This is a genomic window from Streptomyces sp. NPDC002324, assembly GCF_053593335.1.
In genome coordinates this window covers 162,106-173,475 of the sequence record NZ_JBSFCF010000014.1, presented here as the reverse complement: position 1 = coordinate 173,475, position 11,370 = coordinate 162,106, and the positions used below count along the sequence as shown (strand labels likewise).

Genomic DNA, 11,370 nt, shown 5'->3' with positions numbered 1-11,370 from the left:
GCGGACGGGGTGGCTCGGACGGACGGGGCTCGGGCGGTGCTCCACACCGCGCTGCCTCAGTCGACGTGCCACAGGAAGCGGTGGGTGTGGATCGCGAAGTACGGGAAGTTCTCCACGGACGCGACCCCCTCGACGGGCCGCACGACGTCGTTGACGAAGTCCAGGAGGTCCCGGGGCCCGGGGCACACCACCTCGGCGAACAGGTCGAAGCCGCCGGCCGTCAGGACCGTGTAGACGACCTCGTCGTGCCGGGACAGTTCATCGGCGACCGCGCGGGGATCGCCGTCGACGCGCAGGCCCAGCAGTGCCATCGCCTGCTGGCCCATGGTCATCGGGTCGGTCACTCCGACGACCTGGACCGCCTTGGTGTCGATCAGCCGCTGCAGCCGGAGTCTCGCGGCCGAGGGTGACAGCCCCACCTTCGGCCCCAGGTCGGCGTACGGGATCCGGCCGTCGACCTGCAGCTCCCTCAGGATGGCCCGGTCGATGTCGTCCATGCGGACCTCTCCCCCGTGTGAATGGCAAGCCTTGTGCTTGTTTCAAGCACCATGCCGGATTCGCATGCTCGATTCAAGCGTCCGGACGACGGAATCGAGCGAAGGGCGAGGGATCCGAGCGGATCGCGCGGATCTCGTGGATCGCGCGGCCGGAGACCGGCGCCGGTGTGGGGTGTTCGGCGGTGCGGGGCGACGGGGGTGCCGCGCCGGTCTCGGTGCGGGCGGAACGTGCCGCGGCCCGCCGACCGGCCAGAGCCGGTCGGCGGGCCGGAGGCCGCACCGCGTCCGCCGGTTCACACCGTGGCGGGCTCGTCGTCGAGGCGGAACCTCGGGTCGCCCGGGACGGACGCGAGGAGTCGAGCGGTGTACGGATGGTTCGGCTCGGCGAAGGTGGCCCCGGTCGGGCCGAGTTCGACGAGGTCCCCGTGCAGCAGGACCGCGACCGTGTCGCTCACGTGCCGGACGACGGCCAGGTCGTGCGAGATGAACAGCATCGTCAGCGAGAGCCGGCGGCGCAGATCGGCGAGCAGGTTGAGGATCTCGGCCTGGGTCGTCAGGTCGAGGGCCGAGGTGATCTCGTCGGCGATGACGAACCGGGGACCCGGCGCCAGGGCCCGTGCGATGGCCAGCCGCTGCCGTTGGCCGCCGGAGAACTCGTGCGGGTAGCGGTCCATGCCGTCCGGGTCGAGGCTCACCTGACGGAGCAGTTCGGCGATCCGGGGCCGGACCGGCGCGACCCTGGCCCGGATCGGATCGAGTGCCTCGGCGAGCGACTGCGCGACGGTGCGCCGCGGGTCGAACGAGGAGTACGGGTCCTGCGGGATCATCTGGACCGTCGCGGCTCCCGCCCGTCCGCGTGCGGCGCGCAGCGGGGCGTCGTCCACGAGGATCCGGCCCCCCGACGGCCGGTGGACGCCGACGAGTGTCCGCGCGAGTGTCGTCTTGCCCGACCCGGACTCGCCGACGAGTGCGAGGGTCCTGCCCCGGGGGATGTCGAAGGAGACCCCCTTGAGCACCCTGCGGGCCGCGGCGCCGTGGCCGAGCTCGACGGTGAGGTCCTCGACGCGCAGCAGCGGGGCGTCCGCCCGCGGGTCCGGTGCGGTGGCTGGGGCGGACATCAGCGGCTCCCTTCCGCGGCCGGGGGGCGGTCCGCGGCTCTGTCGGATGGGACGTCCGGCGGCGCCCCGTCCGGCGGCGCCCCGTCCAGCGGCGCCCCCTCCGGCGGCTTCCGGTTCGTGGGAGCCGAGGACGCGTCGGCCGCCAGCAGGTCGGCCGACAGCGCATCGACCGCCAGCGCATCTGCCGAAGGCACGTCGGCCAAAGGCGCATCGACCGCCAACACATCCGCCGAAGACACGTCAGCCAAAGGCACGTCGACCGCCAACACATCCGCCGAAGGCACGTCGACCGCAGGCGCATCAACCGACGGCGCGTCGGCCGTCCACCGGACCGCGCTGAGCGTCCCGCCCGCCTCGACCGCGGTGGGCGTCGCCGCGAGCAGCGCGCGGGTGTACGGGTGGGTGACGGTCCCCTGTCGCAGGTCACGGCCCGTCGTACGGTCCACGACCCGGCCGCCGTGGAGCACCAGGACGGTGTCGCAGAGCACGCCGACCACGCCGATGTCGTGCGAGATGAACAGCATCGCCGTGCCGTGCTCACGGTTGATGCGGCGGAACTGCCGCAGCACCTCCGCCTGGACGGTGACGTCCAGTGCCGTCGTCGGCTCGTCGGCGATGAGCAGCCGCGGGTTCGTCGTCATCGCGGAGGCGATCGAGGCGCGCTGGAGCATGCCGCCGCTCAGCTCGTGCGGGTGCTGGCGCAGCCGCCGCTCGGGCTCGGTGACGTGGATGTCGGCGAGGGCGCGGACCATGTCCCGCGTGGCCTGGCGCCGGGGCGTCCCCAGATGCGCCCTGGCCACCTCGGTGAGCTGGGTACCGAGCCGCAGCGCCGGGTTGAACGTGCCGATCGGGTCCTGGTAGACGATGCCGATCTCGGTCGCGAGGCGTCGCTCCGGCGGTGTGCCGAGCAGGTCGAGGTCGCCGAGGGCGAGGCGCGAGGCGTGCGCCCGTACGCCCTCGGGGAGCAGCCCCGCGACCGCCATGGCGATGGTGGACTTGCCCGACCCCGATTCCCCCACGAGGCCGACGATCCGGCCGGCCCCGATGGTGAACGACACGTCGTCGACGAGTGTCCGGTCACCGGCCCGCACGGTCAGCCCGGCGACGGTCAGCAGCCCGTCCTGCTCCGCTTCGGCCACCGTCCTCGCACCGCCCGACGCCCGAAGCGCGCGAGACGCCTCGGCCTGGCCGGCCTGGCCGGCCGGTCCCGCCGCGTCCGCCGTCCCGGCCGGAGCGGGCGCCGTGCCGCGGGTGCGCGGGTCGAGGAGTGAGGCCACGCCGTCGCCGAGGAGCATGGCGCCCACACCGGTGACGATGAGCATGATCGACGGGGCGAGGACGACCGACGGCTGGGCGAAGATCGACGGCAGCGCCTCGTTGAGCAGCCGGCCCCAGTCGTACTGCGGGCTCTGCACACCGAGGCCGACGAAGGACAGGCTGCTGATGTCGAGCAGGGACAGGGTGAAGCTCGAGCTGAGGAGCACCAGCAGCGGCCCGCTGATGTTCGGCAGGACGTGGCGGCCCAGGATGCGCGGGCCGGGAACGCCGAGCAGCCGCGCGGTGAGCACGTAGTCCTTGTCCGCGACGGTCGCGGCGAGATTCGCCGTCAGCCGGGCGAACCCGGGGACGCCGGCGACGGCGATCGCGACGATCGCGGACCCCGTGCCCGGGCCGAGCACCGCCGCGATGACCAGGGCGAGCACGAGCGAGGGGAAGGCGACCGCCGAGTCGATGAGCCGCAGACAGGTCTCGCGCAGCCACCCGGGGGCCAGGTGGACGAGCGCGCCGATCGCGACGCCGACGACGAACGAGGCGGCGGTGGCGGCGGCGGCCATGAGCAGGGTGAGCCGGGTCGCGACGAGCGCGCGGGCGAGGACGTCACGGCCGAAGGCGTCGGTGCCGAGGAGGTGCCCGGCACCGGGCCCCAGCCGGGCGTTGTCGGTGAGCGTCTCGGCGGAACCGCTCAGCAGCGGCGGGGCCACGAGCGCCACGACGAGGAGCAGTCCGAGGATCACGGCGCCGGACAGCAGCGACGGGTTGCGGCGCCATGGGCGCGCGGTCGTGTCAGTGGCCACGCCGGCCTCCGTCGAGAGTGCGGGGGTCGACGATGCCGAGGACGACGTCGACGAGGAGGTTGACGAGCAGGGCGAGCATGCCGACAACGAGGATGATGCCCTGGATCACCGGATAGTCCTTGTAGATGATCGCCTGGACGACCTCGGTGCCGAGGCCCGGGTAGGTGAAGACGTTCTCCAGGATGATCGTTCCGCCGAGCAGCGAGGTGAGGACGAGTCCGCTCAGGGTGAGGACGCTCGTCACCAGGTTGGGCAGCGCGTGGCGGAGGTGCAGGCGCACGGATCCCAGGCGGTGGCCGCGGGCCGTCCTCATGTAGTCCTGGGCCAGCACCGAGCCCGTCTCCTGCCGGACGACCCGGGCGATGGCGAAGGCCGGGCCGATGCACAGCGCGGCGATCGGCAGGACGAGCGCGCTCGGTGTCGTGGCGCCGCCGGACGGCAGCAGCCCGAGGCTGATCGAGAACAGGACGATGAGGAGGGTCGCGACGACGTAGACCGGGGCCGACGCGAGGAGTCCGGCGACCGTGCCGAATGCGACGCCGAGCCGGCGGCGGCGTCCGTCACGGGTGAGGACGCCGACGGCCATGCCCAGCGGGACGGCGATGAGCAGGGAGAGCAGGACGGCCGGGATGACGAGCTGGACGGTGTACGGCAGCCGGGTCGCGACGATGTCCGCGACCGGGGTGTCGAACCGGAACGAGGTGCCGAGCCGTCCGGACGCGATGTCGCCGAGGTAGTGGACGAACCGGGTCGCCATCGGCTCGTCGAGGCCCAGTCGTTCACGTATCGCCGCGAGCGTGGCCGGGGACGTGTTGGTGCCGGCGATCGCGCGGGCCGGGTCCCCGGGCAGCAGGGGCACGATGAGGAACGTCACGACGACGAGCAGCAGCATGGACATCAGCAGCCCGCCCGCCCGGCGCACGGCGAAGCCTGCCCAGCCGCCGCCGAGGCGCGGCCGGGGGACCCGCCGGGCGGCCGCGGCGGGCAGCGGCCCCGTCGGGACCGCGGACCCGGCGCTCACAGCGCCCCCGCGAGCGCCGCGTCGTCGGGATGCCGCTCGTACCAGCGGAACCGCGGTTCGAGCTGGGCGGACAGCCGCAGCAGCGTCGCCTCGTCGTAGGGCGCGCCGATCAGCTGGGCACCGACCGGCAGCCCGTCCGCGGTCGTGTGGACCGGCAGCGAGATCGCGGGCAGCCCGGCGATGTTGACGAACGCCGTGAACGAGACCATCCGGGTCTCGGTGGCCCGGGGGCCGTCCGGGTCGGAGTTCGCCTCGTCGTACACGGGGCCGACCGGCGGCGCCACGACCGCCGTGGTCGGGGTGAGGAGGACGTCGAAGTCCCGGCCCCACTGGGCGACCACCTCGCGTGACTCGGCCTGCAGGCGCGCCGCCGTCCGGGCGTAGTCGCCCGCGGTGACCTCCAGCGCGGTCTCCCGGCGGCGCCGGATGTAGGGGTCCACCGCGTCGGGGTCGTCGACCTCGACGGCGTAGGTGGAGGCACTGATGATCGTCCAGGTGAAGCCCATGATGGCCTCGTAGGAGAACATCTTGGGGCGGGCCTCGACGACGTCGTGGCCGAGGTCGCGCAGCGCCTGCGCGGCCGTCAGCGCCGCCGTGCGGCACTCCTCGTCGACGGGCAGCCCGGTCGGCGCGTCGAGGAGCAGGCCGATCCGCAGCCGCCCGGGGTCGGCACCGACCTCGTCGAGGTAGGGGCGCACCGGTTCGGGCGCGCTGTACCAGGAGAGCCGGTCGCTACGCCCCATGACGTCGAGCAGGAGGGCCGTGTCGCCGACGGTGCGGGTGATCGCGCCCTCGGTCGTGGAGTGTTCCCAGGCCCGGACGAAGGCGGGCACGCGTCCCCGGCTCGGCTTGAGTCCGATGAGGCCGGTGACGGACGCCGGGACCCGGATCGATCCACCGCCGTCGCCGGCGTGCGCCACCGGGGCGAGCCCGGCCGCGACGGCCGCCGACGCGCCGCCGCTCGACCCGCCGGAGGTGTGGGCCGTGTTCCACGGGTTGCGCGTCTTGCCGTGCCGGGCGTTCTCGGAGACGGTCAGCGCGCCGAACTCCGGCGAGTTGGTCCGGCCGAGGGGGATCGCGCCCGCGTCGAGGAGGAGCTGGACGTCGGGGTCCGTGACCGTCTGCGGGGTGTCGCGGATCGCCAGCGAGGACATCGTGTTGGGCTGTCCCGCGACGGAGCTGAGGTCCTTGATGGGGACGGGGACGCCGTGCAGCGGGCCGAGCCGGTCGCCGCGCAGCACCGCCCGCTCGGCCCGGACGGCCGCCGCGCGTACGGCGTCGGCGTCGAGCCAGACGACGGCGTTGACGGCGGGGTTGATCCGCTCGATGCGGTCGAGGTAGGTCTCGGCCACCTCCACCGGGCTGACCTCCTTGGTGCGTATGAGGTCGGCGATCTGCTGGGTGGTGCTGAAAGGGTCGATCACCAGGGGGCTCCTGTGTCGGAAACGGGGCACGGGGGATGCGGGGCGTCGGAGCGGCACGGGCCGACCGGCACGGGCCGACCGGCACAGGCCGCCCGGCACGGGACGGGCGGGTCCGACCGCGTGGGCCTGCGCGTGTACGGGCGGCCTGTCCGTCAGCCGGTGACGTGCCGCCGGTGACGCTCAGCCGGTGACGCTCAGCCGGTGATGCGCAGGATCGGGTCGTCGAGCGAGCCGCCGAGCATCTGTGCGCCGAACCCCTCGCGCAGTGCGTAGATAAAGGGGTCGTTGACCAGCGGCACCGCGTCAACCTGCGAGATCAGGGCCTTGGCGGCCTTCTGGTAGGCGGCGCAGCGGGCGCCCTCGTTCGTCGCCTCGGCGCCCTGGGCGAAGGCCTTGTCCAGCACGGGGTTCTTCACCGCGCCGAGGTTGCCGCCGCCCTCGGGCACGGTCGGGCCCACGAAGTGGCCGAGCGGGTTGGCGAGGGTGCCGAGGAAGTTGAGGTCGGCGAAGACCGTAAGGTCCCAGGCGTCGGGCTTGCCGAACACGGTCCCGACCCAGGCGCCGACGTCGACGTTGGCGAGGGTGACGTCCGCGCCCGCGGCCCGCAGCGCCTCCTGGACGTACTGGTTGCCGGCGCCGGCGGGCCCGACGACCTGGGGGCCGACGAGGCGGATCTTCTTGCCCTTGAGCACGGCGGCCGCCGCGTCCTCGTCCTTCGGTACGAGGAACGAGGAGCCGGGGTCGTTGCAGGGGATGTCCTTCTGCACGAACATCGTCGACGGCTCCCCCGTGTCCTTGGAGACGACCTTGGTGAAGGCGGCGCGGTCGACGGCCTGGGCGACGGCCCGGCGGGTGTCGACGTCCGCGAAGACCGTGCCGGGGCGTTCGTTGAAGAGCAGGTAGAAGTCGGAGAACCGGCTGATGCTGACGCTGCGGCCGTCCACGCCGTCGAAGCGCGGGATGCCCGAGGCGTCGATCTTGCCGATGTCGAGCTGGCCGCTGGTCACGAGGTTGCCGGTCGCGGTCGGGTCGGGTGAGACGAGGTACTCCATCGTCGCGGCGACCTTGCCGGGGATCTTCGTGCGCCAGGCCGGCCATGCCTTGTACTCCGGGCGGAGCGTGTAGGAGTACGAGACGCCCGACTGGGACTTCCCGAGAAGGTAGGGGCCGGACTGCGAGCCCTTCGCCTTTCCGGCGGCGAGTGCCTTGAGGTCCTTGAGTCCGGCCGGGCAGACGATGCCCGTGCTCGCGATCGACAGGCCGGTGACCATGTCGCCCCACGGCCTGGTCAGCGCGATCTTCACGGTGTGCGCGGCGTCGTCGGCGGTCACCTTCACCGTGTTGCCGGGGCCGAAGACCGTGGGGAGGTCGGGCGCCGCCGTCTTCGGGTCGGCGAAGCGGTCGAGGGAGGCCTTGACGATCGTCGGCGTGATCGGCGCCCCGTCGGCGCACGTGGCGTCGGTGCGCAGGGTGAACGTCGCCGAGGTCGGCGTGTTCTTCCATGCGGTGGCCAGCCCGCCGACGAGCCCGCCGTCGTCCTTGCGCACGAGGGTGTCGTAACTGTTCCGGGCGAGCTGGTAGTCCGGCAGGGACAGGGCCTTCGCCGGGTCGAAGCCTGCCGGTACGTCGATCGTCGTCCGGATCCTCGTCGTGGCCGCGGCATCGCCGCCGCCCGGATCTCCGGACGTCGAGCCCGTGGTGGTACAGCCGGCGAGTACGGCCGTCATGGCTACGGCCGCGGTCACCGGGACCGCGCGGGTACGGGTGTGGCGCATGGGTGCTCCTGAAGAGGGTGTCGCGCTCTGCGCGGGTCGCACGGGATCGAGCGGGACGAGCGCGAGCAGTTCGGGGCGGAGGCGGTGCGCGCGGCGCTCGGCGGACGCTGCGTGGGAGCGAACCGTGGAGCACTCGGTGGGGAGAGGATGCAGCCAAGTGAACGACGTAGTCAATAGCGTTAACTATCTTTGCCCGCGCCTGGCCGGAACGTTGCGATACGGGAGGAGGGGTGAGGCCTGGAACGCAGCCGCACGGGAGTGGCGAAGCCCGGCTGCTGCCGCACCGGAGCGGCGAAGCCCGGCGCAGGGTGCGCCGTCAGTCGCGCGGGAGCGCCGCCGCCTCCGCCTGGAGGGCCGCGAGGAGGATGTCCATCTGCCGGTGGAAGACGTCGGTCATGTCGAGGTTGCGCAGATGCTCCTTCGCCGCCTCGGCGTAGGGGTAGGTGGCTGGGTTCGCCGGCTGGTACTCCTGCACCCAGTTCACCTCGGCGCCGAAGCGCTGGCTGACGAGCTGCCAGGCGTAGTTGCTCGCCACGGCGAGGGCGAAGTTCGAGAACGCCTGGTAGTGCAGGACGGCCGCCCGGCCGCGCCAGCCGCCGCGGTGGAACGCTTCCAGGATGGCGTCGACGGCGCGCAGTTCGTGCACGCCCCGGGTGACTCTCCCCATGCACAGCGCGGCGGCGGCCGGGTGGTCCAGGGCGGTGTTCCAGGCACGGATCGCCAGGTCCCGCAGCGACTCGGTCCACGACTCGTGCGGCTCGTACCCGTCGAGGGAGAGCCGGTCGAGCTCCTCCGCGACGGCGACCATGATGTGGTCGCGACTCGCGAAGTGCCGGTAGACGGCGGTGGCGGAGGCGGACAGTTCCTTGCCGAGCCGCTGGAAGGTCAGCGCGTCCGGCCCGTCCTCGTCGAGGATCCGCAGCGCGGTCGCCACGATGAGCCCCTGGGAGAGGGTTCCCCGTTGGAGCCGCTTCGTCGACCGGCCACCAGCCGCTGCCACTCGAACGCCTCCCTCGGACGGACGGCGAGCGTACGCCGCCGCGGCCTGCGCCTCTTCACCGGCGACCGTGGGACCAGCCTATGCGACCGATTTCGAGCAGGTCTCCTGGGCTCACTCACCGGAGGCCCAGGCCCGCGACCACCCCTGCGGTCACGCCGACGCGGGGCCTGCCGTAGCGCGGGGTGGACGAGACGCTCGAACATGTCGCGGCCGGCCGGGGCATCTCGTTCCTGGCCCGTTCGGCGTCCGTGTTCTCCTCACATCCGAACGTCGTCCATGTGCCCATCCCGGATATGGCGCCCGCCCAGGTGTGCCTCGCGGTGGCGGCATCGCATACCTCGCCAGTGCACACCGGCGACGACGGTACGACGGCGCGCTCCCTCAGCCTGCAAGCGCACGCGTGGGCGGCTGCCCCTGTCCGGGCAGCCGCCCACGTGTCCCGCGTTCAGGCAGCACTGATCGACGAGTCCCGGCGAGACAGCCCGGACGGAGGCGGTACACCACTCCACCACCGCGAAGGCGCCGTCCTGCCGGGCGGTGTCAGTGGGTGGTGAGCATGCCCTCGCGGAGCTGGGCCAGGGTGCGTGACAGCAGCCGGGACACATGCATCTGGGAGACGCCGAGACGCTCGCCGATCTGGGCCTGGGTCTCTTCCTCGACGAACCTCCAGTGCAGGAGCTTGCGCGACCGCTCATCGAGACCGGCGATCATCGGAGCGAGTGCGTGGAAGTCCTCCACCAGTTCCAGCGCGCCGTCCTCGTCGCCGATGAAGTCGGCCAGTGCCGTCTCGCCGTCCTCACTGTTGTTGATGGCCGCGTCCAGGGAGGAGGAGCGGTAGCCGTTGGAGGCCAGCCGCGCCTCGATGACCTCGTCTTCCTCCAGGTTCATCAGCTGGGCCAGCTCCGCCACGGTCGGGGTACGGCCCAGGCGGCTGCTCAGCTCCTCGGTGGCACGCGCCAGTTGGACGCGGGCCTCCTGCAGGCGGCGGGGGACGTGCACGGCCCAGGTGGTGTCACGGAAGAACCGCTTGATCTCTCCCACGATGTAGGGGATCGAGAAGGAGGTGAACTCCACCTCACGGGAGAGCTCGAACCGGTCGATGGCCTTGATCAGACCGATCACACCGACCTGGACGATGTCCTCCATCTCCTCCGCGTCCCGGCTGCGGAACCGGGAGGCCGCGTAGCGGACCAGGGAGATGTTCATCTCGATCAACGTGTTGCGCGCGTACTGGTACTCCGGCGTGCCCTCCTCCAGACCGGCAAGCCGTTGGAAGAACACGCGGGTCAAAGCACGCGCGTCCTTGGGAGCGACCTTCGACGGGTCGGCCACCTCCGGCAGTGCACCGCGGTGCGCATCCATCGTCGCTGCCGTATCCGTGATCATGTGTCCCTCCCCTGTCGGCCCTGCCGACTCCGGCCATGTCAGCTCACCGCTGCCGCGTGTACCCCCTGGCCCGGTGGTCATGCCCACGACTTCCGACCCGCGCCCGCGTCTCGCCCCGACGCCGCATCAGAACGACACCGCATCAGAGCACCTCTCGTCCATGGTCAGCTCGTCCCGCTGAACAGCGCAGGACGGGGTAACAGGATGCCGGGGGTCCGGCAAGAATTCCCCGCAGGATTTCCCAGCAAAGTTCCCAGCAAGGTTGCCGGCAAGGTTCCCAGCAAGAAAGTGATGCCCAGCCCCATGGCACAGACTCGAGACGTCGTTGAACTCATTCTCCAGGACCACCGAAAGATGGAGGATCTCTTTCGTCAGATGCGCAGCGTCGAAGCCGACCGGGCCGCCGCTCTCCGGGAATTCTCCGATCTGCTGATCGCGCACGCGCTGGCGGAAGAGGCCAAGGTCTATCCCGCCCTCAGGCGCTACAAGAACATCGACGACGAAGAGGTGGAACACGGCGAGGAGGAGCACGAGGAGGGCAACAAGGCACTTCTGGAACTCCTGGAGGTCGACGAGGTCGGCTCCCAGGAGTGGGACGAGAAGCTGGAAGAGCTCGTGCGGGCCGTCACCCACCACGCCGACGAGGAGGAGCGCACCATTCTCAACGGAGCGCGCGAGAACGTGGCCATGGAACGCCGGGAGGAGCTGGGCGAGGCGTTCACGGAAGAGCGCGCGCGCCGGTTGAAGGCAGGCTGCGGGGACGTCGACAGCGTGCGACGCATCGTCGAAGTCGGTAGCTGACCACACCGGCTTTTCGGGCGGATGTTTCCATCCGGGACATGCCTGTGGGCCCCCTGCATTCGGGGGCCCACAGGCATTGTCACCGCTTGACGGATTACCAGCGATACCAGCGTCCCTTGCGGCCGCCTGTGTCCGCGGAGCGCATGACGAAGCCGAGCAGCCATACGACCAGTACGACGACGGCGATCCACCACAGTGCCTTCAACGCGAAACCCGCGCCGAAGAGGATCAGAGCCAGCAGAAGAACGAGAAGCAGGGGAACCATTGTTATCA

At 71.7% G+C, this 11,370-nt stretch carries 11 protein-coding genes; 2 read left to right on the top strand and 9 right to left on the bottom strand.

Annotated elements, in window-relative coordinates; translation table 11 throughout:
- Nucleotides 1–56 precede the first annotated feature (56 nt).
- The 7 genes from ACWCRJ_RS20445 to ACWCRJ_RS20415 form a co-directional block, all read right to left on the bottom strand.
- Nucleotides 57–497, bottom strand: a complete 441-nt coding sequence (locus tag ACWCRJ_RS20445) for an Lrp/AsnC family transcriptional regulator (RefSeq protein ID WP_450940574.1) — start codon at nucleotides 495–497, stop codon at nucleotides 57–59.
- A gap of 293 nt (nucleotides 498–790) precedes the next feature.
- Nucleotides 791–1,615, bottom strand: a complete 825-nt coding sequence (locus tag ACWCRJ_RS20440; protein ID WP_450940573.1) for an ABC transporter ATP-binding protein — start codon at nucleotides 1,613–1,615, stop codon at nucleotides 791–793.
- Nucleotides 1,615–3,690, bottom strand: a complete 2,076-nt coding sequence (locus tag ACWCRJ_RS20435) for an ATP-binding cassette domain-containing protein (protein ID WP_450940572.1) — start codon at nucleotides 3,688–3,690, stop codon at nucleotides 1,615–1,617. The genes ACWCRJ_RS20440 and ACWCRJ_RS20435 overlap by 1 nt, the downstream gene beginning before the upstream one ends.
- Nucleotides 3,680–4,711, bottom strand: a complete 1,032-nt coding sequence (locus ACWCRJ_RS20430) for an ABC transporter permease (RefSeq protein WP_450940571.1) — start codon at nucleotides 4,709–4,711, stop codon at nucleotides 3,680–3,682. The genes ACWCRJ_RS20435 and ACWCRJ_RS20430 overlap by 11 nt, the downstream gene beginning before the upstream one ends.
- Complete coding sequence (locus tag ACWCRJ_RS20425) at nucleotides 4,708–6,135, bottom strand: amidase (RefSeq protein WP_450940570.1); 1,428 nt, start codon at nucleotides 6,133–6,135, stop codon at nucleotides 4,708–4,710. Before ACWCRJ_RS20425 ends, ACWCRJ_RS20430 begins: the two co-directional genes overlap by 4 nt.
- Nucleotides 6,136–6,329: 194 nt before the next feature.
- The gene (locus ACWCRJ_RS20420) at nucleotides 6,330–7,910 is read right to left on the bottom strand and encodes an ABC transporter substrate-binding protein (protein WP_450940569.1); all 1,581 of its coding nucleotides are present in this window, start codon (nucleotides 7,908–7,910) and stop codon (nucleotides 6,330–6,332) included.
- 316 nt (nucleotides 7,911–8,226) lie between these two features.
- Nucleotides 8,227–8,910 carry a TetR/AcrR family transcriptional regulator gene (locus tag ACWCRJ_RS20415; RefSeq protein ID WP_450940568.1) on the bottom strand — a complete coding sequence of 228 codons (684 nt, stop codon included), beginning with the start codon at nucleotides 8,908–8,910 and terminating at the stop codon, nucleotides 8,227–8,229.
- 182 nt (nucleotides 8,911–9,092) lie between these two features.
- On the opposite strand from ACWCRJ_RS20415, the gene ACWCRJ_RS20410 reads away from it, so the two are divergent.
- Entirely contained in the window at nucleotides 9,093–9,464 is a 372-nt protein-coding gene (locus ACWCRJ_RS20410) for a hypothetical protein (protein ID WP_450940567.1), read from the top strand.
- Here the strand turns inward: ACWCRJ_RS20410 and ACWCRJ_RS20405 are convergent.
- On the bottom strand, nucleotides 9,451–10,296 hold the full coding sequence (locus ACWCRJ_RS20405; protein WP_450940566.1) for an RNA polymerase sigma factor SigF: 846 nt from the start codon (nucleotides 10,294–10,296) through the stop codon (nucleotides 9,451–9,453). The two genes, ACWCRJ_RS20410 and ACWCRJ_RS20405, sit on opposite strands and share 14 nt — an antisense overlap.
- Nucleotides 10,297–10,599: 303 nt before the next feature.
- Between ACWCRJ_RS20405 and ACWCRJ_RS20400 the strand changes: the two genes are divergently transcribed.
- Entirely contained in the window at nucleotides 10,600–11,097 is a 498-nt protein-coding gene (locus tag ACWCRJ_RS20400) for a hemerythrin domain-containing protein (protein ID WP_450940597.1), read from the top strand.
- Nucleotides 11,098–11,191: 94 nt separating this feature from the next.
- Here ACWCRJ_RS20400 and ACWCRJ_RS20395 read toward each other — a convergent pair whose 3' ends face one another.
- Nucleotides 11,192–11,362 (bottom strand): hydrophobic protein, encoded by a 171-nt coding sequence (locus tag ACWCRJ_RS20395; protein ID WP_307031245.1) that lies wholly within the window; start codon nucleotides 11,360–11,362, stop codon nucleotides 11,192–11,194.
- Between the last annotated feature and the right edge of the window lie 8 nt (nucleotides 11,363–11,370).

Excerpts from the sequence above, each read along its gene's own strand:
- ACWCRJ_RS20400 (WP_450940597.1), top strand. The coding sequence starts at position 10,600 with ATGGCACAGACTCGAGACGTCGTTGAACTCATTCTCCAGGACCACCGA.
- ACWCRJ_RS20440 (WP_450940573.1), bottom strand. The coding sequence starts at position 1,615 with ATGTCCGCCCCAGCCACCGCACCGGACCCGCGGGCGGACGCCCCGCTG.
- ACWCRJ_RS20395 (WP_307031245.1), bottom strand. The coding sequence starts at position 11,362 with ATGGTTCCCCTGCTTCTCGTTCTTCTGCTGGCTCTGATCCTCTTCGGC.
- ACWCRJ_RS20420 (WP_450940569.1), bottom strand. The coding sequence starts at position 7,910 with ATGCGCCACACCCGTACCCGCGCGGTCCCGGTGACCGCGGCCGTAGCC.
- ACWCRJ_RS20445 (WP_450940574.1), bottom strand. The coding sequence starts at position 497 with ATGGACGACATCGACCGGGCCATCCTGAGGGAGCTGCAGGTCGACGGC.
- ACWCRJ_RS20405 (WP_450940566.1), bottom strand. The coding sequence starts at position 10,296 with ATGATCACGGATACGGCAGCGACGATGGATGCGCACCGCGGTGCACTG.